The sequence below is a fragment of the Priestia megaterium genome (assembly GCF_046599315.1).
Lineage (GTDB): Bacteria > Bacillota > Bacilli > Bacillales > Bacillaceae_H > Priestia > Priestia megaterium_F.
Genome location: NZ_JBKIKC010000023.1, coordinates 1 through 26,645, shown reverse-complemented (window position 1 = coordinate 26,645; position 26,645 = coordinate 1). Strand labels below are relative to the sequence as shown.

General features: G+C 33.5%; 31 protein-coding genes and 2 pseudogenes. 11 read left to right on the top strand and 22 right to left on the bottom strand.

Going from position 1 to position 26,645, the window contains the following annotated elements:
• Window positions 1-227: 227 nt before the first annotated feature.
• Window positions 228-608: a transcriptional regulator SpxA gene (gene spxA, locus ACLHDF_RS30190; RefSeq protein WP_413922071.1), complete on the bottom strand. Its 381-nt coding sequence runs from the start codon at window positions 606-608 to the stop codon at window positions 228-230.
• A 561-nt stretch (window positions 609-1,169) separates the two neighbouring features.
• Between spxA and ACLHDF_RS30185 the strand changes: the two genes are divergently transcribed.
• From ACLHDF_RS30185 to ACLHDF_RS30170, 4 genes are all read left to right on the top strand, one after another.
• Window positions 1,170-1,379, top strand: a complete 210-nt coding sequence (locus ACLHDF_RS30185) for an alpha/beta-type small acid-soluble spore protein (RefSeq protein WP_061860438.1) — start codon at window positions 1,170-1,172, stop codon at window positions 1,377-1,379.
• A gap of 432 nt (window positions 1,380-1,811) precedes the next feature.
• Window positions 1,812-2,111: a hypothetical protein gene (locus tag ACLHDF_RS30180; protein WP_413922070.1), complete on the top strand. Its 300-nt coding sequence runs from the start codon at window positions 1,812-1,814 to the stop codon at window positions 2,109-2,111.
• A 12-nt stretch (window positions 2,112-2,123) separates the two neighbouring features.
• The gene (locus tag ACLHDF_RS30175) at window positions 2,124-3,257 is read left to right on the top strand and encodes an FtsK/SpoIIIE domain-containing protein (protein WP_413922069.1); all 1,134 of its coding nucleotides are present in this window, start codon (window positions 2,124-2,126) and stop codon (window positions 3,255-3,257) included.
• Window positions 3,254-3,946, top strand: coding sequence for a hypothetical protein (locus ACLHDF_RS30170; RefSeq protein WP_413922068.1), 693 nt, complete (start codon window positions 3,254-3,256; stop codon window positions 3,944-3,946). The genes ACLHDF_RS30175 and ACLHDF_RS30170 overlap by 4 nt, the downstream gene beginning before the upstream one ends.
• 112 nt (window positions 3,947-4,058) lie before the next feature.
• On the opposite strand, the gene ACLHDF_RS30165 is transcribed toward ACLHDF_RS30170, so the two are convergent.
• Window positions 4,059-4,283 (bottom strand): helix-turn-helix domain-containing protein, encoded by a 225-nt coding sequence (locus ACLHDF_RS30165; protein ID WP_413922067.1) that lies wholly within the window; start codon window positions 4,281-4,283, stop codon window positions 4,059-4,061.
• Window positions 4,284-5,301: 1,018 nt separating this feature from the next.
• Between ACLHDF_RS30165 and ACLHDF_RS30160 the strand changes: the two genes are divergently transcribed.
• Window positions 5,302-5,583: a hypothetical protein gene (locus ACLHDF_RS30160; protein ID WP_413922066.1), complete on the top strand. Its 282-nt coding sequence runs from the start codon at window positions 5,302-5,304 to the stop codon at window positions 5,581-5,583.
• Window positions 5,584-5,736: 153 nt separating this feature from the next.
• Entirely contained in the window at window positions 5,737-6,387 is a 651-nt protein-coding gene (locus ACLHDF_RS30155; RefSeq protein WP_413922065.1) for a MerR family transcriptional regulator, read from the top strand.
• A 454-nt stretch (window positions 6,388-6,841) separates the two neighbouring features.
• On the opposite strand, the gene ACLHDF_RS30150 is transcribed toward ACLHDF_RS30155, so the two are convergent.
• From ACLHDF_RS30150 to ACLHDF_RS30135, 4 genes and pseudogenes are all read right to left on the bottom strand, one after another.
• On the bottom strand, window positions 6,842-7,627 hold the full coding sequence (locus tag ACLHDF_RS30150; protein WP_413922064.1) for a plasmid stabilization protein: 786 nt from the start codon (window positions 7,625-7,627) through the stop codon (window positions 6,842-6,844).
• A 109-nt stretch (window positions 7,628-7,736) separates the two neighbouring features.
• Entirely contained in the window at window positions 7,737-9,023 is a 1,287-nt protein-coding gene (locus tag ACLHDF_RS30145; RefSeq protein ID WP_413922063.1) for a replication protein, read from the bottom strand.
• Between the two features lie 2,105 nt (window positions 9,024-11,128).
• Window positions 11,129-11,711 (bottom strand): annotated as a pseudogene (locus ACLHDF_RS30140) (transposase).
• 105 nt (window positions 11,712-11,816) lie between these two features.
• Window positions 11,817-12,149 (bottom strand): MerR family transcriptional regulator, encoded by a 333-nt coding sequence (locus ACLHDF_RS30135; protein WP_413922062.1) that lies wholly within the window; start codon window positions 12,147-12,149, stop codon window positions 11,817-11,819.
• 144 nt (window positions 12,150-12,293) lie between these two features.
• Between ACLHDF_RS30135 and ACLHDF_RS30130 the strand changes: the two genes are divergently transcribed.
• The 4 genes from ACLHDF_RS30130 to ACLHDF_RS30115 all read left to right on the top strand — a co-directional run bounded on the left by ACLHDF_RS30130 (window position 12,294) and on the right by ACLHDF_RS30115 (window position 14,771).
• On the top strand, window positions 12,294-12,530 hold the full coding sequence (locus tag ACLHDF_RS30130; RefSeq protein ID WP_413922061.1) for a tautomerase family protein: 237 nt from the start codon (window positions 12,294-12,296) through the stop codon (window positions 12,528-12,530).
• Complete coding sequence (locus ACLHDF_RS30125; RefSeq protein WP_413922060.1) at window positions 12,530-12,835, top strand: carboxymuconolactone decarboxylase family protein; 306 nt, start codon at window positions 12,530-12,532, stop codon at window positions 12,833-12,835. The genes ACLHDF_RS30130 and ACLHDF_RS30125 overlap by 1 nt, the downstream gene beginning before the upstream one ends.
• A 14-nt stretch (window positions 12,836-12,849) precedes the next feature.
• Window positions 12,850-14,052: an MFS transporter gene (locus ACLHDF_RS30120; protein ID WP_413922059.1), complete on the top strand. Its 1,203-nt coding sequence runs from the start codon at window positions 12,850-12,852 to the stop codon at window positions 14,050-14,052.
• A 125-nt stretch (window positions 14,053-14,177) separates the two neighbouring features.
• Window positions 14,178-14,771, top strand: coding sequence for a YcdB/YcdC domain-containing protein (locus ACLHDF_RS30115; protein WP_413922058.1), 594 nt, complete (start codon window positions 14,178-14,180; stop codon window positions 14,769-14,771).
• Between the two features lie 218 nt (window positions 14,772-14,989).
• On the opposite strand, the gene ACLHDF_RS30110 is transcribed toward ACLHDF_RS30115, so the two are convergent.
• The 14 genes from ACLHDF_RS30110 to ACLHDF_RS30045 all read right to left on the bottom strand — a co-directional run bounded on the left by ACLHDF_RS30110 (window position 14,990) and on the right by ACLHDF_RS30045 (window position 24,467).
• Window positions 14,990-15,370, bottom strand: a complete 381-nt coding sequence (locus ACLHDF_RS30110) for a carboxymuconolactone decarboxylase family protein (RefSeq protein WP_413922057.1) — start codon at window positions 15,368-15,370, stop codon at window positions 14,990-14,992.
• Between the two features lie 93 nt (window positions 15,371-15,463).
• The gene (gene accA / locus ACLHDF_RS30105) at window positions 15,464-16,459 is read right to left on the bottom strand and encodes an acetyl-CoA carboxylase carboxyl transferase subunit alpha (RefSeq protein WP_413922056.1); all 996 of its coding nucleotides are present in this window, start codon (window positions 16,457-16,459) and stop codon (window positions 15,464-15,466) included.
• Window positions 16,459-17,313 carry an acetyl-CoA carboxylase, carboxyltransferase subunit beta gene (gene accD / locus ACLHDF_RS30100; protein ID WP_413922055.1) on the bottom strand — a complete coding sequence of 285 codons (855 nt, stop codon included), beginning with the start codon at window positions 17,311-17,313 and terminating at the stop codon, window positions 16,459-16,461. The genes accA and accD overlap by 1 nt, the downstream gene beginning before the upstream one ends.
• Before the next feature lie 43 nt (window positions 17,314-17,356).
• Window positions 17,357-18,709 (bottom strand): acetyl-CoA carboxylase biotin carboxylase subunit, encoded by a 1,353-nt coding sequence (gene accC / locus ACLHDF_RS30095; RefSeq protein ID WP_413922054.1) that lies wholly within the window; start codon window positions 18,707-18,709, stop codon window positions 17,357-17,359.
• A gap of 13 nt (window positions 18,710-18,722) precedes the next feature.
• Window positions 18,723-19,202, bottom strand: a complete 480-nt coding sequence (gene accB / locus ACLHDF_RS30090; protein ID WP_413922118.1) for an acetyl-CoA carboxylase biotin carboxyl carrier protein — start codon at window positions 19,200-19,202, stop codon at window positions 18,723-18,725.
• A gap of 57 nt (window positions 19,203-19,259) precedes the next feature.
• Window positions 19,260-19,580 carry a DUF1330 domain-containing protein gene (locus ACLHDF_RS30085; protein WP_413922053.1) on the bottom strand — a complete coding sequence of 107 codons (321 nt, stop codon included), beginning with the start codon at window positions 19,578-19,580 and terminating at the stop codon, window positions 19,260-19,262.
• A 136-nt stretch (window positions 19,581-19,716) separates the two neighbouring features.
• Window positions 19,717-20,202 carry a tautomerase family protein gene (locus ACLHDF_RS30080; RefSeq protein WP_413922052.1) on the bottom strand — a complete coding sequence of 162 codons (486 nt, stop codon included), beginning with the start codon at window positions 20,200-20,202 and terminating at the stop codon, window positions 19,717-19,719.
• Between the two features lie 13 nt (window positions 20,203-20,215).
• Entirely contained in the window at window positions 20,216-21,169 is a 954-nt protein-coding gene (fabD, locus tag ACLHDF_RS30075; RefSeq protein WP_413922051.1) for an ACP S-malonyltransferase, read from the bottom strand.
• Complete coding sequence (locus ACLHDF_RS30070; RefSeq protein WP_413922050.1) at window positions 21,156-21,419, bottom strand: HAD family hydrolase; 264 nt, start codon at window positions 21,417-21,419, stop codon at window positions 21,156-21,158. The genes fabD and ACLHDF_RS30070 overlap by 14 nt, the downstream gene beginning before the upstream one ends.
• Window positions 21,371-22,027: an HAD family hydrolase gene (locus tag ACLHDF_RS30065; protein WP_413922049.1), complete on the bottom strand. Its 657-nt coding sequence runs from the start codon at window positions 22,025-22,027 to the stop codon at window positions 21,371-21,373. The genes ACLHDF_RS30070 and ACLHDF_RS30065 overlap by 49 nt, the downstream gene beginning before the upstream one ends.
• Before the next feature lie 4 nt (window positions 22,028-22,031).
• On the bottom strand, window positions 22,032-22,274 hold the full coding sequence (locus ACLHDF_RS30060; RefSeq protein WP_413922048.1) for an acyl carrier protein: 243 nt from the start codon (window positions 22,272-22,274) through the stop codon (window positions 22,032-22,034).
• Entirely contained in the window at window positions 22,246-23,064 is an 819-nt protein-coding gene (locus tag ACLHDF_RS30055; protein ID WP_413922047.1) for an alpha/beta hydrolase, read from the bottom strand. The genes ACLHDF_RS30060 and ACLHDF_RS30055 overlap by 29 nt, the downstream gene beginning before the upstream one ends.
• Window positions 23,065-23,077: 13 nt before the next feature.
• Window positions 23,078-23,485: a holo-ACP synthase gene (gene acpS, locus ACLHDF_RS30050; protein WP_413922046.1), complete on the bottom strand. Its 408-nt coding sequence runs from the start codon at window positions 23,483-23,485 to the stop codon at window positions 23,078-23,080.
• Window positions 23,475-24,467, bottom strand: coding sequence for a beta-ketoacyl-ACP synthase III (locus ACLHDF_RS30045; RefSeq protein WP_413922045.1), 993 nt, complete (start codon window positions 24,465-24,467; stop codon window positions 23,475-23,477). The genes acpS and ACLHDF_RS30045 overlap by 11 nt, the downstream gene beginning before the upstream one ends.
• A gap of 261 nt (window positions 24,468-24,728) precedes the next feature.
• Between ACLHDF_RS30045 and ACLHDF_RS30040 the strand changes: the two genes are divergently transcribed.
• Window positions 24,729-25,073 carry a MerR family transcriptional regulator gene (locus ACLHDF_RS30040; protein WP_413922044.1) on the top strand — a complete coding sequence of 115 codons (345 nt, stop codon included), beginning with the start codon at window positions 24,729-24,731 and terminating at the stop codon, window positions 25,071-25,073.
• 160 nt (window positions 25,074-25,233) lie between these two features.
• Here ACLHDF_RS30040 and ACLHDF_RS30035 read toward each other — a convergent pair whose 3' ends face one another.
• Complete coding sequence (locus tag ACLHDF_RS30035; protein ID WP_413922043.1) at window positions 25,234-25,566, bottom strand: MerR family transcriptional regulator; 333 nt, start codon at window positions 25,564-25,566, stop codon at window positions 25,234-25,236.
• Window positions 25,567-26,426: 860 nt separating this feature from the next.
• Window positions 26,427-26,645: pseudogene (locus tag ACLHDF_RS30030) on the bottom strand (TetR/AcrR family transcriptional regulator); the annotation flags it as partial.

The window sequence follows — 26,645 nt, the reverse complement described above, 5'->3', positions numbered from 1 at the left end:
TCCAAGTGGCATGAAAAAGAATATGTAAGCATAGATGAATATATAGTGAAAGGAGAAGGGCTTTTACCCTTCTCTTTTTTATGTAGATGTAGTTGTGTTTACTCATTTTTAGAATCTGAAATATATACCTTACTACACTGCCGATGCCTTTTATTACAATCTACTTTAGAAGTTAAGGCAGCCGTTGATTGCTCTTCTATTATCCTCTAATGATCACCTATTACTGCCTATTCTGTCATCGTGAAAGTACGAAGTTTCCGAGGAATAAAAGCTCTTATCTCTTCTTCTTTATATCCGATTTGAAGTATTTTACGATCTTGTATGATAATAGGGCGTTTAAGTATAAAAGGATGGCTCTTTATCAAATCATACAGACCCTGTAACGACAGTGCATCAATCTCTATATTTAACTTTTGAGGGATTTTTGACCTTGTAGAAATAATTTCATCTGTACCCTTTTCTGTCATACTAAGAATATTTTTAATTTCATCTTCTGTAATAGGTTCATACGATAGATTTCTCTCAATATAATCAATTTGATGTTCCTCAAGCCAAGCTTTTGCTTTTCGGCAAGAAACGCAGCTGGTTGTCGTATATAGATTAATCATTTTTCACACCTCGTCTATATGTATTTTTTTCTATCTTGAATTAATCAATGTAAATAAAAGTATATAGATTTCCAATAAGTAAAAGCCACTTGTATATTACAAGTGGCTTTTTGCTACGTTGAATACATTAGATGATTCACGTATTATTCCCATCACTATTATAGCATAACTTATCTATCTGTTTACTATATTCTCATCTTACTACGGTTGAAAATAAAGGGCTGGTAATCTACAGTATCCCTCCTTCTCATTTGATATCCTTGTTTTCTTAACTAAACATCTTGTTTGTAGCTTATATGAGTACTTTAAAAAAATAATTTATTAAAATGGGTTTTAAAATAAGAAAAAGGATGACATTCTTGTTTGTCATCCTTTTTCTTATACATGGCAAGTGCTTAATCTTTATCACAAGGAAGTGAAACAGATATTCCACTTTTACAGTGCAATTTGCTTCTAAGGTTTAGTATGTTAATCAGATGAGGAACTATCCATCCACTATTTACCATGTATACACCCCTACTATAATTAGGAAACTTAAAAGAAACAAGGAGGTGACACAACATGGCAAACAACAAAAGCAGCAACAACAACGAATTATTAGTACGTGGTGCTGAACAAGCAATCGACCAATTAAAATACGAAATCGCTAGCGAATTTGGTGTAAACCTTGGTGCTGATACGACTTCACGTGCAAACGGATCAGTAGGTGGCGAAATCACAAAGCGTCTTGTACAAATGGCTGAGCAACAACTTGGCGGAGGACGTTTCTAATACAACTTTATAATTGATGGCTGAAGGGAGAATGGAAATCCATTCTCCCTTTTTCTATGAATAATTTTCTACATCATGTTATGAAAAAATAGAACTTTGAGACAACCATTAACACATAAAAACCCAGCACCTCTTACATAACCATCTACCCCTTACCTACTGCAGTAAGGGTTCTTTTTTATTTTTTGAGTGGACAGGCAAGCTTCCTGCAGTAGCTACATAGTATCTAAAGAATTACGACTTCATTACCTAATCAGTATCTAGTTCAGTAACGTTAGTACGTTAATACAAGCTGTATACGCCTAGTAACGCCCTTCATGGAACCTGTAAGGGAGCTGAGCCGAAGAGGCGAAGGGGGCGACCGGATGCATTGAGCTGAAATTATGCCTAAATCAAAGGCCAAAAATTGAATGAATGAAAGAAGGTATCAACATGAGAAAAACACAAAGGTTTTCTTTTCGAAAGATATTTCCTTTAACCCTCCAATCATCTCTTGCGAGACCTCGTCCCTTCAAGGCTTATTCCTTTGTTCCATTTAGTCCACTAGCCATGCTTGACCCCACTATTTTGACCATAGGAGGCATTGTCTTAGGAATGGCCATTATCGAACGAATATTAGAACGATGGGGTGTCATTGATCTTGTTGATCAGTTCGCAAAGGTGATGCGCTTTATCTTTCCTGTCACCTTCTATAGCGCCTTGATTTATTTTTTTGCGACTTTTATGTTTTGAGGAGGAATGTTCATGTTTGAAAAACTCAAATTACGTGGCCAATTGATTAAAGCGTTTCGTACGGCAGAGATTTACCGGATGGTTAAACGTGGAGACCGTACTTCCTATCTGTTTCCGAAAATTCATCAAATCGATAACTATCATACGTACACTCGGTACACTTTTTCCTTACTAAATGGCATTGATCCTGAGCTTTTAAACAAAAAAAGGTGGGTCTTACGGCAAGTATTAGGCAGCAATATCGAAATAACCGGCAGTCTGAAGAATTTTAGTATCACGGTCCATCACAAAAAACTGCCTAAGATGCTTGAATACAGCTATGGAGCCATCCATCATCATATTAAAAAAATGGAGCTTCCAGTCTGCATTGGTCAAGATATCTATGGAAACCCCGTCTCATGGGACTTTGCGGAGTTAGAAACCTTATTAATTTCTGGCGAAATTGGGGCTGGAAAAAGCAGCTTAATGCGCGTGATTCTGACCACATGGGTGAAGTATGCCTCTCCTGAAGACTTACGTTTAGTCTTAGTGGACCTTAAACGAGCTGATTTAGGGTTATTTCATGGAATTGATCACGTTGATGCGCTTTGTTTTGAAGCGAAAGATATGAGAAAACCTTTTGCGTTATTACGAGCTGAAATGTATCGACGAGGCGACTTACTATTAGAGCACGGCGTGACTCACATCAGCAGGCTTCCATTTAAGCTGCCTCGTATCGTTGTGGTAATTGATGAAATGTCCATAGTGAAGAGAGAAACGGAGCTTGTAGAGATGATTCAACAGTTTGCGAGCCAAGGGCGTGCACTAGGCGTTCATACGATTATTGCCATGCAGCGACCAGATGCGGATTTATTAAACTCAGCATTAAAAGCCAACTTACGGGTACGAATTTCTGGAAGGCAGGCCGATGCAACCAATGCAAAAGTAGCCGGAGTGATAGGTGCAGAAGAAATCGATGCTGCAGCCAGAGGCCGGATGAAAATTAAAATTGATGACGTAAAAGAGTTTCAAGCGTATTTCTTACATGAAGAGGCTTGTAAGGAAATGCTTTCTCCTTATAAAACACGGGTAAAAGATCCTGAACCTCAACTGGAGGTCGTATCACAGCCTATCTTTGGATTATTAGAAAAGGAGGAACAGCGATGAGCTTTCGGTTATCTCAGCGTGATAAAGACATCATTAGGTTTATCAATCAGTTTCGAGCTGTGGATCGCGACTCATTAGTAGAGCTGTTCTTTAAACAGCAGAAATCGCCTGTCAATGCGTGTAATAGTGTGATGGTACGTTTATATCGGTTAGGGCTGATTGAACGCACACAGCAGTATTCTCCAACGGTGTATTTACCTGTGGATGCGAAGATTAAAAAGAACTCTCAAAAGATATTACATTTCCTTTCAATTCTAGATATCTATAAACAAATGTGTACGTATAGTGCACCTAAACAGGTGATTGTCGAGGATAAGCCCACAGGACGAAAAGGAGGCATTGAACCCGATCTTTTTTGTATCTTTAAAGGATCTCCGTTTTGGATTGAAATTCAACGAAATCAGTATTCAGAACAGAAAATGCAAGCGAAGATTAATTTATATGAGGCGTATTTCTTTTCAGATGAGTGGAAAACGTTGCATTGGCAGCCAGGGAATCGAGCAGCCATATTCCCTTCCGTTATCCTGGTTACGCCTATTCGCTATGCAGTGTCTTCAGATCATTTCCGAATTATTCAAGTGGCAAGTATTCATGAATTGATGAAGAAATATAAAAGTCCCAATAAGCAGCATGATGCAAAAACAAAATCCAGCACTTCTTCTAGTGGAATAACAATCAATTTAACATAACCCTATGTCTTTAAATTAAGCTGCTATTCAAAGCCTAACTTAATTAGTTAGGTTTTGAATTATTTAATAGATAAATAATAACCAATATGTAATTAACATTATCACTATCTATTTATACATCCCAAAAATCATTTATTTTAGCACTACTATCTATTCTACGGACTGTTTTTAAGATCTTCTTTATTATATCTTGTCGAGGAATATAATTTTTGTCATTACAAACTATACCTATTGTCTTTCGACTAACTCCACAGGCCTTAGAAAATTCTGTAGTAGTAATACTATGTTTATCAAGAAATTTACCTAACTTACTTCTCTTTTTACCCAGTCCGAACATTTAAATCACCCTCCTAAAAGTATATTTGCCTAAAATGAGAAGAAAAATACTCATTTTGAAGAATAAAATACACATATTGGACAGGTAAAGATTCATAGACTATATTAAGATGTTATAAAAGCTGTTAGTTAACAAGGAATCTCTGACTCTTATGATGGCTATGCAATAGATAATAAAACAAAGTGGAATGTTATTTAGAATAATGTCGATATTTTTGTCATAATCATATAGCATGAATACAGTTAAGACCGCCTTATACACTGATAAGTAATGGGCGGTCTTTGTTATGGGTATGATATGGTTTCAATCATTTTACATAAAAAATTCAGAAATAGACATACTGATACTATAAAATGTTTAACATTTTATAGTATCAGTATGTCCAATTTTAGGAGATTAATTACGGCCAACTTTAAGTTTTGGTGCCAAAACTTAAAGTTCTATATCATTTTGTTGCAAATAATCTTCCCTCTCTTTTCAATTGATAAATGGCTTTTCACCTCTTTTATTCTAAACTCTCTATTTATTTTGCCATTCACCCTCTTCTCCATTAATTAAGTTAAACTTAAGATAGACTTAATTAATTGAAGAAAAAAACCGAAAGATTAAGTTGAACTATAGGTTCAACTAGATTAATAATTCTACATAAAAAAGGAATAACGTTCCTTTCTTTTTCCGTTTTAAAAGGATAAACGGAACGCAATAAAGAATATATTCCGTAAACATTTCCGGAATAAAAAAATGAAAAAAAAGGAATAATTTCCGAAATAAGTTCTATTCCGTTTTTATTTTTCCTTACTCTACCAACAGATGCAGCATTTCCGTTTTTAAAAACAGTAGGTGATTTTCTTGGAATAGAGCAGGAAACCTTTTTCTTGCTAGTAGAACTTTTCTTCATAATCATTTTGTTATTATTTAACAAAGAGTTATTAAGATTACTCCTACAAAAAAAGACAACAACGTTCCTTTCTTTTTCCGTTTAAAAAAGATAAACTATATGAAATAAGGAATACATTATATGAACAATTCCATTAACAATGAGAAGAAAACAACAGGAATGATTTCCGAAATAAGTTCTATTCCGTTTTTATTTTTCCTTACTCTACCAACGGATGCAGCATTTCCGTTTTTAAAAACTGGAAACGATTTTCTTGGAATAGAGCAGGAAAACTTTTTTTTGCTAGTAGAACTTTTCTTCATAATCATTTTATTATTATTTAATAAAGAGTTATTAAGATTACCCCTACAAAAAAAAGAAAACAACGTTCCTTTCTTATTTCGTTTAAAGAAGACAAACTGAACGAAATAAGAAATTTAATACATAAACAATTCTGGTAACAATGAGAAGAAAATAACAGGAATGATTTCCGAAATAAGTTCTATTCCGTTTCATTTTTTCTTACTCTACCAACGGATGCAGCATTTCCGTTTTCAAAAACAGGAGGAGATTTTCTTGGAACAAAAACATGAAAAAAAATATTTCAAACCCGGCGAAGTTGCTAAAATTTTAGATGTAAGTACAGATCTTCTTCGAAAATATACAGACCATTTTAATATTCAAACCGAACGCTCAAAAGACGATGGTACAGGCTATAGAAAGTACACAAAGGAAAATATTGAAGAACTAAGAGAAATATTAAGACTAGTAAGAGAAGAGAACTTCTCATGGGATCAAGTTCTATCGTGGAAAAACGGAGATGAAGAAGTCTTTGTTAAAATAGAAGAAAAAAGCAGATTAGAAAAGAAAATTGATAGATTGTTAGAAAAAGAAGAAAACCAAGAAAGCTTCAACGAAAGACAAGAACAATTTAATATGGTTTTAGCACGGACCTTGGACGAAGTTATGAAAGAATTAAAATCGACAAAAGCACAGTTAGCAGCAAGTGAAGAGCGAAATCGTATAATGGAAGAAAAAATTGAATTGCTAAGTGATCCTAATTCAGATATAAGTCAGTTAGAAAAGAAATTAGATGAACAAAATGAACGAGCCGAGGCACGCGACAGGTTGTTGATTGAAAGCTACAAGCAAATTCAAGAACAAAACAAAAGAATTTTGGAACAAAAACCGGAATCAAAAAGGAAAAAGCGTTTTGGCTTATTTTAAAAAAGCCTTTATGGGCATAGTGACAGTTACATTGGCATCAAGCCTACAGGGGTTGTTCATGCTCTAACGCGCATTGCCCAAATTGCAAGGGTAATGGCTGAGAGAATCAATGGTAAGTATCTCAACGAAAAATAACGGTGTATTAGCTAAACCCTTGGGGGAATAAGGGTCTTAGCCATATACACCGCTATAATTACCCGTATGACTTAATTACAGAAAGACAAGCCAGTCACCATAAAGATAACTGGCTTTCACGGAGAGATCGAACATATTGAACAGGTGATCACAAAAAGATATGTTTAACTTTACCCCATGTTTTCAGAACTCTAAACCATTTCTTAACAACATTTTAGAGATGTTCTTGTTATTCCAATATCTATTAAAGTAGTAGGCTTATTCATTAAACTTCCTACCCTTACTTATTTTTCGTATTAAAAGACTCTTCAATCAAGTCTTAACCTTCTTGTTTTTGGTACTCATATATCACCGGAACTTTGTCCATTTTAACGGTTTTGGCCACAATATAACGACGATAGCCATCTTTTAGGACCTTAGAGCCTTTCTCAATCGTTAACGGCTCATCTAAGTATCCTGTACGCTTCACAAAATCAATGACCTTTTGTGTTTTTTCAGGGTTTGGTCGTGTCTTTAAGAAGGCTTCAGGAACGATAATCTCATCAAAGCTCACGACATCCTGTGTACCTTTTGGTTGGGTGGCTAGCTGCTTCTGTTTTGGCGCAGCCTTTTTCTCCTGAATAGGCGTTTCTTTCACTTCTGGCTGTACATTTTTCGCTTCTTTTGCTACAGGCTGAGAAACAGGATCTTGTTTTTCTTCCTGCTTGTTATATTCACTGTTCTTTTGTACCTCAGAAGGCGCAGAACCCTCTTGGTTCGCTTCTTTTTTATTTTTTGGCTCATTAGTTTCTTTATCGTTTTTATTCGGAAGAACGGTAATTTGAAAGCAGATGATACCAATTTCCCCAGGGCACTCGTCGATTGGAATATCTAACGTCGGTTCCCCTTGAATTAAGATTTTTTCATGCATAATACTCTTTTTTGTCAGTCCGGTTTTATTAAAGGCTTTCTTGGCAACAAACACGGTATACGAAATAAAGGTACTCTTCTTCAGGCCTTTAGGCGCAGAAGGTGAACCTTTTTCTCGCATATCAAAGGCAACGTAGCGATCGTATTCTCGTAAGGGTCCTGTCGCAGATCCTGTTAGGGTCATTTTATGGGGCATCGTAATCTCCTCCTACGTAGATGTATAGTTATTGTTTATTTAGAACATATATCTAAATAAACATACTCTATTAAAATATCAGCTTCTAAGGGATTTCTACATTCTTCGATTAAGAAATCGAGCCTTTTAACTGGTCATGTTGGTGCAGTAGTGCTTGTTCTTCTGGTGTTAAGGCTTGTCCTAAATCTTGCTTCAATTGCGCCATTTCGAACGAACTGTACGTAGTACTGTGTTCTTGGAGTAAGGTTTCTTCTTCTGGCGTTAGTTCTTGCCCTAAATCTTGCTTTAATTGAATCATTTCAAGCTGTTGATCCAGAGGAATAGTTGTTTCTCGTGTACACTGATTTTGCTCCTGTTCAGCTTGTAACCAAGCAGGAACCAATTCCTTACGGATGATATGTTTAGGCGTAAATAACGCTGCTGTTTCAGCTTCAGTATGTATGTCTGACTCAGATGATTGTTCTTCTGTATTGCCTTTAAGTAGATTAGTAAATTGATTGTAAGCAATTTGATAAACAAGACGGCACATGTCATCCAGTGATAGGGTAGTACCCTTATGATTCGCCTCATGAACATATTTATCTAAGCCTACAATGGCTGTATAAGCGACTTCATGAACTTGTTCTTTCACAATCTCAATCTGTGTATCTCGTTTTACGGCTTTTGCAGCATTTTGAATACGCGCATAAAAGTCTTTTAGTTGATGACCATATTTACCTGCGTACACATGATTTACTTTTTTAGGCACACCTTTGATATAAGTAAATGACTGTGAAGCAGATATTAAATGATTATTTAAATGATTTTTAGGTAAATCAAGGTTAATAAAGGGGGACGATGCTTTTTCGTCCTCCAAGCTTGATGTATCAACGTTTTCAGCACGTTCTGGACTTGTCACAGGAGTTGTCACAGGAGTTGTCATTTCTTCTTGTTGAAGTGTTTGTACACCTGTTGTGTCATGAGCAAAAAAGATTTCATCACAAATTTGATCAAAATTTGTATGGCTTTTAAGGATAAACACATAGCTATCAGGATGAGCACCTGTTGTATCTTCTTTGATATAACGTGCCACGATCATAAACGGTGTTTCCTTTAATGATTTTACAAAGCGAGAAACGGTACTTTGGGATACATCAAATTTTTGCATAAGTGTTTTTGAGTGAATGGCTTGAATACCTGTAGCAACAAGGTTATAAATCACGTAATCTAACATTTCCATCCGTTTTTTAGGGAATACTTTATGTAAGGCTACTTGTTGTTGTTTAAAGTACGTACGAAGTGTTTCTAAAAACGCTTCTTTCCTTTTACGAAGGGTCGGTTTTTCTTTCCATAACCATTTGAATCGTCCGTTGAAGGTATTTATATCTTGTAAATAGCAGGTAAAGAGCTTTGTCATTTGTTCATCTTCTCCTTTAAGGAACACAAAAAAGACACTGTCTCCCTGATGAAAGGAAAACAATGCCTTGATTTAGATGAACGAAGCCCTTGAAATAGATGTCAATTTCGTATAAAATAAAACCATAAGTTTTATTTTGTACAAAACTAACTCTATTAACAAGAGACTTCGACAAGTGTTTTCCCTACCTCTATTAGGGGGAACGGTTTAAGAGTGGTACCACACTACTTAAACAGTTGAAGTCTTTTTTCTATCCGCACGTTTTTGTTAGTTTTATTATAGCGTTAACTAGTCTCATAATTCAATAAAAATTAGCAAAATATATCAAAACAAGTATTTTTAGCTACGAAAAATCCTATATTGTTGTAGGAATCACCTTTATCATATATGAGTCTTTGAGAGTAGGGGAGGGGAAAAAAGTTCCCCCTCCTCAAGTATTCTAAAGTATGTTATGATGTTTAGTTTTTGTTATTTTTGGAAATTTAGTGAATTAGTACAATTTCAATGTTAAGGGTAAATGGGCATTCTGGGTAGTGCCATTTTTTATAGTCCTTTTTCTAAAAAGAGACTATAAAAAATGACACTATGCAAAATTCCAAAAATATGATAAAGGCAGCTTCCACTTATAAATGTAGAAGCTGCTTTTTTATTAATGTGTGAGGGGGAAATGGTCCTATTGGAAAATTAGGACCCTCAAGTGGTGAGCTTACTTATGAGAAAATTAGTGCAGTTCCATTCTTTTTTTGTTTATATTTGAATCGATTACAAATGTCAGATATAGCGTCGCCAGGATATTTAATTTTGTTTTTAAGCATGTAACCCTGAATGTATTAATATGTGACGATATCGAGTGAAATCATCCGGCCTTTCTATTCATCATCCCCATACCTCCTCATCAATTCTTTTAACATATCATTTAAGTTTTCCATAGAAATTACACAACGTTCCATCGTATTACTTTGGACTTTAATTGAATTTTTAAGAGGTCTTTCTCGGTCGAATTGTTTATTAAAAATAGCTCATGTGTGAACCTAATTCTTTGAAAATTGCTGTCATGATTGATCAGGTTTCTTTAAGTTCCATATTTTATTTGAAATTCCCAAAATAGTGGTGCCCTTTTAAAAATAGAGAGAAGAGCATAAGGGGTTTTTGCTATCACAGAGTGTGATAGGCTAGGCAGAGCCTAGCAAAAACATGATATCATGCAAAATCTTCAAGGAACCCCCTCAACGTACCCTCAAATTAAGGGGTAGTCCCTTCACGGACCCCTCAGCGATTACAATATTTGTGCTAGGAACCCCTTCACCGTCCCTTCATAGTTGATAAATGTCCCCTCAAGGGCCCCTTCATTTTTAAGTGTTTTTTGAAAAAAACAAGACAGAAGCAAGCAAACTTTTTTTGTTTTTTTCGTACATTCATGGTCAAAACGGCCATTTCTTTTTGATTACTATACAAGTGATTTATGCGTGCTTTTTTATGATTTATGAATCCATTTTATTCTATAAGAGATTACAGTTCTAAAAAAGTACACGTTCACAAGACGTCGATATTTATTTTTTTATGTTCACATGAGTTAGAAAAAGATTTTATAAAAAAGAAAATGAAAAGCTATAGAAAAGTCGAGACAGAATCAAAAATTACGATCAAAAAGATACAATTCAGTCCAGTGGTAAAAGCATTCAGCTCTATGAAGATGAACAAAAAAATTTGCAAGAAAAGCTGAAAAAGTTGAATAAAAAAGAACATGATTTGGTCATGAATTGAAAAAAGGCATGTTCACAGTAGGTTCACATGCCCTATTTTTCTTCCGAATTTCGCGCTTTTTGGGGTTCACAGCAGGTTAACATGAGTGGTTTTAGGTTCACAGCAGGTCCACAGCAAGACGGTTTTCTTGACCCCATCGTTTTGCTAGGCTTTGCCTAGCCCCACACAGTCTGTGGGGGCAAAAACCCCTTATGCTCTTCTCTTTTTTAGATTTATGAGATCAAAAAAAACGTAGTGAGTAACAAAAAATGTGATATGTATCCCAATATTTTAAATATCTAATTGGGACCGTTAATAATTTTGTGTAAATACGAATTTTCTTTTCTTATAGACATTATCCACTAGCTTGTTTTAAACATCATTTGTAGCTCTGCGCGAGCTTGATCGAAACCAATATGACATCTTGTTGCAAAGCGCTGATTATACTGGTCAAACTGAGAAACGAGGAGGCGTTCAAGTGACTCTTCGTTGGGGAACTGTTCCTTACGTGTACTATATTTCTTGATTTGTTTATTAAACGACTCAATGAGATTGTTAGAATAAATACTACGCCAAATAGACTTAGGAAAGCTATAAAACGTGAACAAATAAGGGTTATTGAGCAATGGCTTTGTCACTTTTGGATACTTAGACTTCCACGGCTCTTTTATAAGGAGCCACAGTCTCTTTCTTAAAGTCGCCATTCCGATCACAAGGAATAACGAGATGAAGTTCTCCAAACTCTGTGTGCAGCGTCCGTTCGTACGAAACATTTCGTGAATTCCCTGTATTAAATCCAATACGATTATATTTTTCGTAGTCCAACAAAGCTGTCAATTCGCTCGCCAAGAGCGTATTAACCACATTCTCTAAGTGAGAACGGAAAATTTCCGTCACCTCTTCTTTTTGGACTAGAATTAGTGTTCTAGATTTAGGATCATATATAACAATCGCTATAATTTATAAAATTTAACGTATAAATGAAGAAGCCATCCAGATCTGGGTGGCTTCTTCATTTACTCTTATATTCTTTTAAAGTACAGGGGTTAACTACTCTTCTGATTCCAAGTATTTAGCTAGCTTAGTAAAAGTTTCATTTATACTGTTCATACGTACTTCTACTTTCTTAGCTGCAGCATCTAATGTATAACCATCTTCTAATAATTCATTAATAAGCAAGATTTTTTTTATATTAACATAATTATACCTGCGTGTAGAACCTTCTGTATCTTTCTCTGAAGCAATAATACCTTTTTCTTCCCAATAACGAATTTTTCTTGTAGGAACTCCTGTCATATCTGACACTTCCCCAATTCCTACTACCAATTTACTCAATAAATCAAAGTCTAGTAAAACATTTTCTGCTGTGTTTTCATTATTCATTTTTTCACCTTCTTTGCACTTCTGATTGTAACCATTTTACAACATTTTAAACATAATTACAAATTTTAAGTGTAACTCATTGACTTAGTTTGTAACTTTGTTATAATTAACGTGAATTAAATACAAGTAGAATGGAGTGTCGTTATGCCAGTAATGAATATTAATGTTTGGGAAGGATTTAGTGAAGAAACAAAACAAAAATGGGTGAAAGGTTTAACAGATTTGACAGTGGATTTATTAAATATGCCTCCTGATAAGGTAACTGTTATTTTGCATGATGTTCCTCAGTACAACTGGGCTCAAGCTGGAACAATTGCAACTGATCCAGAGTTTTTAGGGAAGAGCCGAAATACAGTTATTCCTCAAAAGGAATTTAAATAATGTCAAAAAATCCTGCATTTGAAGAATTCAAAGAAGATTTTCCCGAAACAGCTAAAATTTTTGGAGAATTATATAACTCAGTTAGTGGAAAAGCTCTTGATGAAAAAACAAAGCAACTAGTATATCTTGGCATTCTTACATCTACCCGTTATGGACCAGCAATTAAGGTACATATCCAAAAAGCTCTGGAAGCAGGGGCAACTAAAGAAGAAATAAAAGAAGCAATGATGCTGGCGATTCCCGCCAGCGGATTATGCAATTTTCTTGCTGTATTACCAGATATGAAAGATGAATTAAACTTATAAGGAGGACTCTCCATATGGCGGAAATAGCCAATAAAATAAATCATGCTGCTTCAGAAAAGAACTATTCTATGATGACTATAATTCTTTTCTGGTGTGGTCTGGTTGTTGTATCAAGCTTGTATATTACAATTCCTTTAGTTTCAATATTTTCACATACTTTTAACGTATCCTCAGCACAAGCTACTTGGGTTAGTAGTTCCTTTTCTTTTTGTTATGCCATTGGATTTCTATTTTTCGGAGCTTTATCTGAACAATATGGTCGTAAACAAATCATTTTAACAGGTCTAATTAGTTTAACAATAATTACTCCCATTATAGGTGCCTTTGATAATTTGAACTTTGTTATTACGCTTCGTGGAATTCAAGGGATTGCTGCAGCAACTTTTGCTCCTTCTGTACTTGCTTATGTAGCTGAAATGTTTCCAATAGAAAAGAGAGTAACAACAATTGGTTTTATAAGTTCAGGATTTCTAATGGCTGGTATTGTAGGTCAAGTCATTAGTAGCTTAGTTAGTCAATCATTTGGATGGAACTATGTCTTTTATTTGTTAGGAGCAATTTATTTAGTAACTACACTTTTGGTAATATTTTTTATCCCAAGAAGCGCTGTTACTGAAAATAAAGGAAATATTCTTGCTCCCTTTAAAACTATGGGGAAAGTAATTACTCAGAAATCATTGGTTTTATGTTACATTATTACAATTATGCTTTTACTTTCTTTTGTAGGTATGTATACAGCTTTAGGAAATTACTTGAGCAGTTCAGAATTTGGTCTAGACAGCCAGGATATCCTATACGTTCGTTCTGTTGGAATCTTTGGTATGTTACTTGCTCCTTTTGCCGGCAGATTAGTAGCAAAATTCAGCGTAAAAAAAGTACTTCATGGAGGGCTCGCCCTAGCCGTGATAGGCCTATCTTTGTTAGGTTTTAGTTCAAACCTAATATTCCTTATTATTATGAGTGTGGTTTTTGTCGCTGGAATTGCTATTAGTGTTCCAACTCTTATCTCCTTGGTAGGACAACTAGGTGGAGCAGCACGTGGAGTAGCTGTCTCACTTTATATGTTTATTCTGTTTATAGGTGCTACTATTGGTCCAGTTATAAGCGTTAACCTATTAAAAACAGGAAGCTATACTTTAACATTTGAAGTATTAGCTATGCTATTAGGAATAGGCTTAATTGTATCATTCTTAATAAAAAAGGAAAGCGCTGAATAGTTGAAAAAATGAAAAGAATTATATGTTTAATTTTTCTTTTTTCAGTTTTAGGCATATCTATATATTTTATAGAAAACTATAGGAACAACCCTAATTTAAAAACTCAATCTCATGAGGTGAAAACTGTGAAACAAACAGAAAAAAATAGCGTTTTAAGTGTATCCGATTATCAAAGTACGTTAGATCATACTTTAAAATCCTTATCAATTCCTAAGAATTACGAATTAAAAAATGTTCAAAATAAAAAGCAAAATAATAGTAATGTTCTAATTTTTCGCTTTGAAAAAAGTGATGGACAAAATAATAGATTGAATGGGGAACACTACTCTATCACAGTTGATAAAGATACCGAAAAAATCTTAGGCTTTACATGGATGGATAAATCTCTTTCAGAAGGCTCCCTACCATCACCACGCCAAACAAAAGAAGTATCAAAGGATTTTCTAAATAAAATTGAACCTGGTTTATTTAATAAACTTGAAAATTTATGGATTAAACCCCACGAGGAGATTATTTTTGATGAAAATGGAAAAGAAATTAAAGTTATTGGTATGAAATATAAGTGTTACAAGAAGGATGATGACACTTATGCTTGGGTAATCGTTGGACCTCATAACCAAATTATTACTTTTGAGCAAGAAATAATTTGGAATGGTGGTCGTGTAACAGAAAAATGGTTACATGATACCTGGTTATTAGAAAATGGATCCGAACAATAAACTTATAATTTGATCCCTGTATAGAAGAAAGAAGTCGGCTAACGTTGACTTCTTTTTTCTTGATACTAAAACTACTAACATTAGAAACGCCCTTTCATTTGTAACCATATTACAGAAATGACTGTATTTTAACTTAAAATATCTATACAAACTATTCACATAATAAAACGCCACCCAAAAAAGTTGCTATTTGGGCAACTTTTTTAAGTAGCGTCTCATTAAATTAAGCTTCGTTCTTGGAAAACCTTCTTAGTAACATTTATAGCATTAATAACACGAGGGAACCCCACATACGGAATGCATTGTATAATAGTTTCTGTTATTTGTGCAGGTTCCACTCCAACATTTAATGCAGCATTAATATGAACTTTAAGTTGATCTTCACATCCCCCTTGTGTTGTTAAGGATGATATAGTAATCATTTCACGTTCTTTTAAAGATAAGTTACCTCTTGAATATATATCGCCAAAAGTAAATTCTATTATATATCTACCTAGATCAGGGGCTATGTCCTTAAGACCTTCAATAACCTTAGTTCCACTTTCTCCATCAATAGAACTTAGATTTCTCCACCCGTTTTGATATCTCTCACTATTCATTATATTCTCCTTTTTCTCTATAAAACATAATAATTAAACAGAAGACACATACTTTTTATTAAAATTCTTAATAAGACACTAGATTTATTCAAACTAGCTCATAACTAATACTTTAGAGCTTTTTTTCACATCTTTTCTAAAACTATAATATCCAATACTTTTATATTTAAAATACCTATTTTTAATCAAATCTTGTTCATTTGAATTTTTCAATTCTTCTATTGAAAGTTTAATGCTATTTTTGATTTCTAAAGATTGCTTTTTTAAATCTTTATGAGCTCCTCCTTGAACCTCTTTAATTACACCCTCAATCAATCCTAATTTCTCCAAATCATATGCTGTTATTTTTAATGATTCTGCCGCACGTTTAGCTTTAGTAGAGTCTTTCCATAAGAGAGCTGCAGCTCCTTCAGGTGATATGACAGAGTATGTAGAGTTTTCAAGCATATATAAATGATCACAAAGGCCTATTCCGAGAGCTCCACCACTTCCACCTTCGCCAATTACTATACTAATGATAGGAACAGTTAGAGCTGACATCTCAAATAAGCTATTTGCTATTGCTTGACTTTGTCCCCTTTCTTCTGCTTCACGACCAGGATATGCTCCTTTTGTGTCAATAAAAGTAATAATTGGTCTTTTAAATTTTTCAGCTTGTTTCATTAATCGAATTGCTTTTCTATATCCTTCTGGATGAGGCATACCAAAATTCCTATAAATGTTATCTTTTGTGTCTTTCCCACGTTGATGGCCTATAATGGTAACAGGATAATTTTCAAATCTTCCAATCCCCCCCACGATAGCTGGATCATCACCATAAGTACGATCCCCATGCATTTCATAAAAGTCAGTAAATATCTCATTAATATAGTCCAATGTTGTGGGTCTATTAAAGTGACGAGACACCTGAATCCTATCCCATGGAGTCATTTTATTATATATATCCTTCTCAAATGCAACTAATTTTTGTTCAAGTGTTTTTATTTCTTTAGAAACATCAATGTTCTTTACTTGCATTAACTCTTTTAAATCAACAATTTTGCTTTTTAACTCCATTAAAGGACGTTCAAAGTCAAAGAAAAAATCCATTAGATATTTCCTCCCTGATGTAGACTTAAAATAGACGCTAACGTATTGCGCATTTCATCTCTACTAATTATCCGATCTAATTGTCCATGTTGTAACAAAAATTCAGCAGTTTGAAAGTCTTCAGGTAACTTTTCTCTAATAGTTTGTTCGATAATTCTTCTTCCAGCAAATCCAATTAGAGATCCTGGTTCTGCAAAGTTGTAATCTCCTAGAGATGCAAAGCTTGCTGAAACCCCTCCCGTAGTAGGAGAAGTCATAATCGAGATGGATAAGTTTTTATATACGTCTAATAATTTTGCTGCTGAACTAGTTTTGGCCATTTGCATTAGACTAACAAATCCCTCTTGCATCCTAGCTCCACCACTAGCTGTAAATATAATAAAAGGAACTTTTTTTTCAATTGCTGCTTCCATAGCTCGTGCTATTTTCTCTCCTACAACTGAACCCATACTTCCCATACGAAAACGGTAATCCATCACAGCTATTACTACACTAATTCCTTGAATTTCACCTTCTCCTGTGATTATCGCCTCATTAAGATTAGTTTTCTTCTGATCTTCTTTTAATTTCTTTGTATATTGTGGAAAGTTAAGAGGATTATCAGATACCATTGTTGCATCGAATTCTATAAAACTATTTTGATCTAAAATGAATTCTATCCTTTCTGTAGAAGTCATTGGAAAATAATATCCACATCCATTACACACTTTCAAATTTCTAATTAACTCTTTATGATAAGTAATCTTTTTACATTTGGGACACTTAGTAATTATTCCATCAGGGACATCCGTCTGATCTTTTAACAGAGATTTTATCTTAGACTTATCTTTATTTATAAACATATTTTTAATCAAAATATTCACTCCCTTTTAACACCTAAATAGTAAAAGAAATTGCTTATTTCAGTTCTAACTCATTTATGGTTAAGAATTTTGTATTAAACTTCCCTGAAACAAATTTTTCATTATTTAGTATTTTTAAATAAAAAGGGATAGTAGTTTTTACACCTGTGATGATGAATTCTTCTAACGCTCTCTTCATACGATCAATAGCTTCTTTTCTATTCTCACCATGTGTTATAACTTTAGCTATCATAGAATCATAGTAAGGAGAAATGGTGCAACCGGGATATACAGCAGAGTCTATGCGCACTCCAAATCCACCTGGAGCAAAATATTCTTTTATTGTTCCAGCTGATGGCATAAATTTCTTTTCGGGGTTTTCAGCATTAATTCGGCATTCTATAGACCATCCCTTATTTAACACATCCGATTGTTTGTATCTTAATTTTTCGTTTGAAGCAATAAGTATTTGTTCCTTAATAAGATCTATATTAGTAACAGCTTCGGTAATAGCATGCTCTACTTGTATACGAGTATTCATTTCCATAAAATAAAACTTATTTTCTTGTAAATCATAAATAAATTCTATAGTGCCTGCTCCAGAATAATTAACTGACATAGCAGCTTTTACAGCAGCTTCACACATTTTTTCTCTAGTTTCATCATTTATTTCAGGTGAAGGGGTTTCCTCAATTAGTTTTTGAAGCCTTCTCTGAATAGTACAATCCCTTTCTCCTAAATGAATGACATTACCGTGATTATCAGCCAATACCTGAACCTCTACATGTCTAAAATCTGTAATATATTTTTCTATATATACATTCGGATTTCCAAAGGCAGCCTCAGCTTCTTGTTGAGTAACCTGAATCCCACTAATTAGTTCTTCCTTATTATAAGCAACTCTGATGCCTTTTCCACCGCCCCCAGCCGTAGCTTTAATAATTACCGGGTATCCTATATCATTAGCTATTTCTAATGCTTCATTAGTGTCACTAATTGTTCCAACAGACCCTAATGTAACGGGGAGGCCTGCATCAATCATTGTCTTTCGAGCTATATCTTTTACACCCATTTTCTTAATTGTATCAGGGGTTGGGCCGATAAATATAATATTACATTCCCTACACATTTCAGCAAAATCAGCATTTTCCGATAAGAAACCATAACCGGGATGGATAGCTTCACAACCTGATAATTTAGCTATGCTCATTATATTAACCGTATTTAAATAACTATCTTTAGCTAAAGCCGGACCAATACAATAAGATTCATCTGCCAATTGGACATGTAAAGCTTTTCTATCCTCTTCAGAGAAGATAGCTACAGTTTCAATGCCCATTTCTTTAGCAGAACGAATGATTCGCACAGCAATTTCGCCACGATTAGCTACAAGCAACTTTTTAATCAATTAAACTCTCTCCCTATTTTATATTTACTAAAAATAGTGGTTGTCCGTATTCTACTAACTGTCCATCTTCCACTAAAATTTCAATAATTTCTCCAGCAACCTCAGCTTCAATTTCATTAAATAATTTCATAGCTTCTACTATACATACAATTGTTTTTTCACTTACTTTTGTTCCTACTTTCACATAAGGATCTGCTTCTGGAGAAGCGGATATATAAACAGTACCGACCATAGGTGAAAGTATCTCATGGTAATTTTCTCTATTAGTTGGACTAACAGTTTTGGATTCTAGAGATAATTCTTTAGGTGAATCTTTTGTTTCTAAAACTGGCTGAGGCAAAATATTATTCGTTGCTTCAGTGCCACTAGGTTGAACTTCTTGTTTTATTTTTTTTAAAGTAATTGATGTGTTATCGGTTTTATATGCTAATTCATCAATAGAAGATTGATCAAAAACTTTGACTAATTCTTGTATATCTTTTGTCTCCATGATTCTCTTCCCTTCTAGTAGTTAAGTTTCAATTTATTATGAAAAGAAATTTCTGCTTTATTAAGTATTGCTAAGTATAGTAAGCGAAAGATATGAAAATGCTTTATCTCTAAGAGGTTTGACTTTAATATATCTTGGATCGTTAAGCCAATTATGAATATTATTTTCTGAGGGAAACTCTAAGATACGAATAGACTCACCATTAAAATTACCTATAACATCTTTATGAACATCTTTTTTTAGTAAAACCCGGGCTCCATTTTCATCTCTGACCTTTTTAGCAACATTTTTGTATTCTAATAATGCATCCTGTTGGGCTGGATTAGCAGTCATTGAAATTATTACATATGCTTTTTTCTCTAAATTAGTGTTGTTTAACATCTTATGTCTCCTCCATATTCATAAAAACAGCCCAGGTATACACCTAGGCTTACTATTTATAATCCGAAAAGCATTAAAGGTATTACCTTAAGTTCCCTATTTTAGTTTTAACTTTTATAAAGTAATTTGATGGTTGTTATTTTCCAAAGATTAATCGACTTTCCTCTAGAAAATTCGCATGTGCACCAGTAACACCGTTTTGTCCCCAATTACCCGCCGGCATATCCCTTATGAGTATTAAAATATTATCTTTAGGAATCTCTAGTAAATTAACAAATACTTCAGTTAGATGTTCAACCCATGAATTTTTTTGTTCTTGAGTGTACATGTCCCACACATCAATTGTGACAATAGTCATATTTTCTTCTTTACTACTATCACCTGAGTAATAAGATTGTTTTGTTTCCCAATTAATTGCTCTGCTTTCTTTTGAGAAATTTTCTTCTGTTAATGATGTACCAGCTCTTCCCCAATTTTCTCTAGGAAATTCTTGGATTAAGACTTGAATTTTATCAGGCGGTATGTTCAAAAAGGTTGAGGTGACATTCGTAACATGATAAATAGTTTTTTGTTTGAAAATAGAAGATACATTTGAACATAAATTTACAGTGAAAAACGGCATATTTTCATTCCTTTCAGGATATTTGAAATTTCTTTTCGTTTAAGAATAATGCTGCATTATTAGCTGTATTTATATCGTTGACATTTAGCACGGACACATCTGGATAATCTTTTGAAACTAATTTTGACAGTACATTTCCTGGCCCTACCTCTACAAAGGTTCTTATTCCTTTTTCGTATAAGTACTTAATCGTCTGTTTCCATTTAACTGGTGATACTAATTGTTTTAAGATAAGTGACTCCCACGTTTCTGAATTTTCCATAGGTTGAGCTGTAACGTTTGGTATAATAGGAATTTTCGAACTTTTAAATTCAACCTCCTCTACATATTCAGAAAATTGACTAACTACAGAGCTCATTAAGTTAGAATGAAAAGCTCCAGATACACTTAAAGGTATAACAGTTATATCCATTTCAAATGCTAAATCTAAGGCTTTTTCTATTGAATGAATATCACCTGATATTACCGTTTGATGTTTTGAATTCCAATTAGCTGGAGATAATGTGCCTCCGGTAACTAATGATTTCTCACATAACATAGTTACTTCCTCATCTGTAGCGTTCAAAACTGCCAACATAGATCCTTTAGTAGCTAAATGCATTAGTTTTCCTCGATGCATAATTAATTTTAAAGAATCCTCTAAAGACAGTACTCCAGCTGCGTATAATGCTGCATATTCTCCTGCACTATGTCCGCAAATATATGAGGGTTCATCACTAACTTTATGCATCAAAGTTTCATAAAGAGATATATTACTAGTAAGTAAACACGGCTGCGTAATATTTGTTTGCTTTAATTTTTCTTCTGGTCCTTCAAACATATACTTTTTCAAAGGGAAGTTCACAATAGATTCAGCTGTTTCATATATATATTTAACAATCTCACTATTTTTATAAGCGTCTTGCCCCATCCCAATATGTTGAGAACCTTGACCTGGAAACATAATGACATATTCAGTCTTGTTCATTTTTAATAAGCTCCTCTAAAACATATGCAACCCCGTCATCTTTGTTAGACTTAGTGATATAATTAGCTACTTCTTTTAACTGGTCACAAGCATTTCCCATCGCTACACCTAATCCAGTAGAACTAATCATCTCTAAATCATTATAGCTGTCTCCAAAACTAATAATTTCACTTTTATCTATGTTAAGTTGATCTGCAACTTCTAAAACAGCTTTTCCTTTAGAAGTATTATTAGGTAGGAATTGTAACATCCAAACATCTTCCGATCCTGTATTAAAACATGATCAAACTCATTAGGATGGGTAGCCTGAACTTGCATTAAAACATGTTCAAGGACTTTCTTCCTTTCCATAAGTAATATTGAAGTTGAATTTTCAATAATATCTAAGTAAGAAGGGGAACTGTAGTTTAAAGTAATACCTAATTCTTCTGCATACCTTTTACTTACAGTACTAGGGTGTTTCACAAACACCTCATCTTGAATATTAAAATGTAGTACAAATTTAAATTGTTCATAAAGTAGAAGAGTAGTTTTAACCACCTCAGGCAAAACTTTATTGTGTAAATATGTTTGATTTTTATGAACGTCTTTAACTAAAGCTCCATTATGAGATACTACAAGCCCCGAGGTTCCTAATAAGTTCAGATGTTCAGTTACTGCACTTAACATTCTTCCGGTTGCTAAAAGAATAACTAACCCATTATCTTCTACTTTCTGAATAGTTTCTATAGTTCGTCTATTCAATTGATATTTTTCATTTAATGCTGTTCCATCCATGTCGATAGCTACAAGCTTGTAGTCAGTTAACTTCTTGTTATGGAGGGTAGTCTTATTTAATATTGAAGAGGTAGCAGACATTTAATCACTCTCCATCAACTAAGATATAGATATCATTTACAGTTTTAATAGTGCCTATTTTCGATGCTGGTATCTTGACTCCAAATTTTTGTCTGACAAGCATGATAATTTTAACCAAGTCTACCGAACTAATTCCAATATCTTTAACCCATAAAGCATCCCTCGAGATATTCTCCTCGGAAATCTTTAATCGCTCTGCTACTACTTTTTTAAATTCTTCAAACGAAACTTTCTCTTTTGTTTTCATTTTGAAAACCTCCTTTATTATTAATAAACCAGTTCGTAGTAATTTCAAATAATTCTTCTTTGTGGTATGGGAAAGAATGATGAGCTCCCTCAATTACCTCGTATGTGTAATTTGGATTTTCCTTTACAGAATTCATCAAAGTATCAACTTCACTCAAAGGGACAGTAGCGTCCTCTGTTCCATGAATAACTAACAATGGATTATTTACTTGTTGAATTTCTTTAAACATATTTATACCTTTTGAAGTTTCGACAATACTTGGTCCGCATTGAAAGAGTTGATTATTATATAAGAAATCAGCTTCTTCTCCTTCTAGTAAAATACTGTATGCGTCCTCTCCAATCAAACGACAAATTGCCCCATCTATATCAGAGAACGGTGCCCAAGCAATAGTTTTGTATACATGCTTATTTCTACTAGCAGCACGAATTGCAGTAACAGCTCCCATACAATGGCCTAAAATACCTAATTGCTCACTGTCTACTTTGTCCATACCTTGAATTGTTGAAAAAGCTACTTCTAAGTCTTCTAGTTCGTTATCTAAAGTTAAATCTACTAAATCACCTTCACTATCTCCTGATCCAGCAAAGTCAAATCTAAACACTGAAATACCTCTTTCAACCGCATATTGAGCAAACTCTATAAACCTTCTGCTTCCCCCTGTTTTGGTACCTGCAAACCCATGACATACAATTAAGCATGGATGTGGTCCCTCTCCTTGGGCATGATGCATAATTCCGACTAAATTTTGTCCACGTTTATTTTGAAATACCAGTGCCTCTAAATTCATTTGAAAATCTCCTTTAATCTGCAACTGCAACTGCAACTGCATATGATTTGTGATGACTTATACTTACATTTAACTTTTGGTATTCAGTTTTACCCCATAGTTCTAATGCCTTATCACTAAGATAAACATAGGGTCTTCCGGACGAGCTATTTAAAATTTCAATCTCTGTAAATTGTAAATAATCCATACCTGTTTCGAGAGCTTTCATTACAGCCTCTTTAGCTGCAAATTTTCCAGCTAATCTCTCTAAGACATTTACTGACGTTTCTATCTCTTCCCACTCATCTTGAGTAACTATAATGCCAACGGGATCGACTAAGAAGGACTTTATATCTTCTATACATACGATATCGATTCCAATATTATTTTTTGCACTTACACATTTTTTTAGTGTGTTATATTGGATATCTTTAGTAAACACAATTGTCTGTCCACTCAATAATATTTGCAGCACATGTTAATCCAGCTCCGAATCCAATCATCATAATCTTGTATCCAGGTTTTATTTTCCCTTTTCGTAACGCGTCGTATAAAGCAATAGGAATAGATGCCGCAGAAGTGTTACCATATTTTTCGATATTAATGAAAAATCTTTCAAAAGGTATATCTAAAGTCATGGCCACTTGTTCAATGATATGAACATTAGCTTGATGTGGAATAATTAAATCAATATCGTTAAGCTCCATTCCTGTTTTTTCACAAGTTTCTAACGCCACATCACATATAATAGGTACAACGGCTTGGAATAGTTCAAGACCTTTCATTCTTAAAAAATGCTCTCTATTATTTACAGTCTCTATTGAAGCAGGTTTATATGTTCCACCTGCTACCATATGTAAAAGATTTTCTCCAGAGCCATCAGCTCTTAGAACTCCTCCATAAAAAGTGTTCTCATCACTGTGTTCTAATAATATAGCTCCTGCTCCATCTCCAAATAAAACACAAGTAGATCGCTCTTCCCAATCTAGAAACTTTGAAAAAACCTCTGCCCCAATAACTAAACATTTTTTTATATAACCTGTTTGTACGAACTGGGATGCGGTTTCAATAGCATATACGAAACCTGAACAAGCCGCAGAGATATCAAAAGCTCCTGCGTTAGTAGCTCCTATTGCTTCTTGAACTTTACATGCTACTGAAGGAAAGGGGGAGTCCCCCATCATAGTAGAAACAATAATTAAATCAATCTCCTTAGAATCCAGCCTTCTTTTATTAAGAACTTTTTTAGCAGCTTTGATTGCTAAATGGGACGTAGTTTCTTCCTCAGAAGCAATTCTTCTTTCTTTAATACCAGTTCTTGAACTAATCCATTCATCCGAAGTATCAATGAACTTAGATAGATCATCATTGGTTAATACTTTTTCTGGAAGATATCGACCAATGGATGTAATTTTAACTCCCATAATACACCTCCTAGCTTTCTTGTAAATATTCTACAATCAAAGTAGATATTTTTCAATATATTTAAATATATTTTATTTTTTTTAATTTATCTTTAAAATATAGAGGTAAATTTAAATAAATTTAAATATTTTCTTTTTTATTCGTAATCATTATATATAATCGTCAATTTATGAAAATAAAGTTCATTTATTTAAAGTAAACTATATTTATTGTAAAAATAATACTAAAGTTATATAATTGTATTAAAGGGGGATAAATTTATGAAAATAAAAGAAAAAGTTAGAAAAGATAATGAAAATAGCAATGTTGAAAAGATTGAATTTTTTAAAAGAATCCATCTTCATATAAGTGAACTATCAGAAATAACAGGTATTCCACAAAGTACATTAGAAAATTGGGAAAAAAAGGGTTTTATCTTATCTACATTACGTGAGGATAACGTTCCTGGATATGATTATATAAATGTAAAGAAGGTATTACTTATACAAGAAGCTTTAAAAGATGGATATGAGTTAACTGAAGCTGTAGAAATAGTGGAAAAGAGAAATACATATTTATACGAGAGTTTGCGTAGATTTATAGAAGCAAAAAGGGCACTAAGCTAACCAGAATTCTATAAATCTATCTAGACATATCTATTATTAGAATGATTTTTATAATAAAAAACCTCCTCAAATAGTAAATTTGAGAAGGAATTAGATAAATGCATCTCCTACATAAAAGGTAGTGAATACAAACCTTTTATGTGAAAAATGAGTAAAACGCTTACATAAATTGGTTATCATCCTGGTTTTCTTTTTCCTTAATCTTTTCAAACATCTCCTCTACATATTCTATACGTTTATTGACTTTTTTTATGGCCCCTTCTAAAGTATAACCTTCATCTAATTGCTCTTTAATTAGAAGGATCTTTTTTATAGTTGTATAGTCATATCTTCTAACATTTCCTTTTTCATGAGGTAGACTTGAGATAATACCTTTATTTTCCCAATATCTTAATTGTCTTTGAGGAATACCAGTTATTTCAGATGTTTCTCCTATCCCAACCTTAAGTTTTGTTAGGAACTCTAACTCCTCAAAAAAATTAAATTCGTTCATGTTCTCACCTCTTTTTCGATCTTTTATAAATATTGTACAATATATGAAAAATATTTACCACTTCTGAATATTATCTATTATAATTGTAAAAAGTTTACTGGTTTAATAAGTAAAATGTATATAGTATAATTTATTTATAACAAAAGTTGGGTTTTTACTACTTTTGCAACTTATTTACCATTTTTTAAAAAATAATTGATCTATATGTCTCATTAGGACTAACAAACTTTCTCTTAAAACGTATATCGCAAAATCTTAAAATTAATTGAGGCTTGATATAGAAAAGAGTAAATTTAAACTACAAATTACATATTTAAAAGTTCGAACAACTCAATCTATATGCCGTGAAAACTCGATTAAACCTAACATTCAATGAACTGAACAATAATAATTCTTCCAATTTCAATAAAAAATATAAAAAAGAAATAAAATGAATTTATCTATAAATCGTCCAATTCAAATGATGAAATCTATGTTTAGTATTTTGGTTACTAACCATATATAAGTATCTTTAACGTTACGTTCTTTATCAAAATTAATTATATATAAGCAAATGGTAAAATGGTTTATTTTTTACTTAACTTCTCCAAAAAGGTACACCTTTATGGACGGTGTAGAATCGAATAAAAAACCGTCTATTTAAACATAAAAAATAAACCTTTATATACGTCTCAAAAGTAATTCACCTTTATATACGTTATGCCATATACTTACACTAGTTAAGTTGGGTAAGTTAGGGGCATCGGCCACACTATATAAAAGCGACTTCTTGTCGCACCATAAAGCTTATTATCGGTACTGAAAAAGGGATCTTCGATTGAAGATCCCTTTTTTTGCTGTTTATCCTCTAAACGCTTGGCTTAGCTAACAGACAACGTATCCCATATACTCATCAATTGAGTTATGGCAGCGTCAATTATCTCGTATGGAACACCGTCTCGGGCTTGTATCGAAATTCCTTGAAGAAATGTATTAAATAAGGTTACAAGCATCTGGATATCAACAGAATCAGGCAACTCACCATTTGATACGCCACGTTCTATACAAGCCTTAATCCAACCGCGCACCTTTTGTCGTTC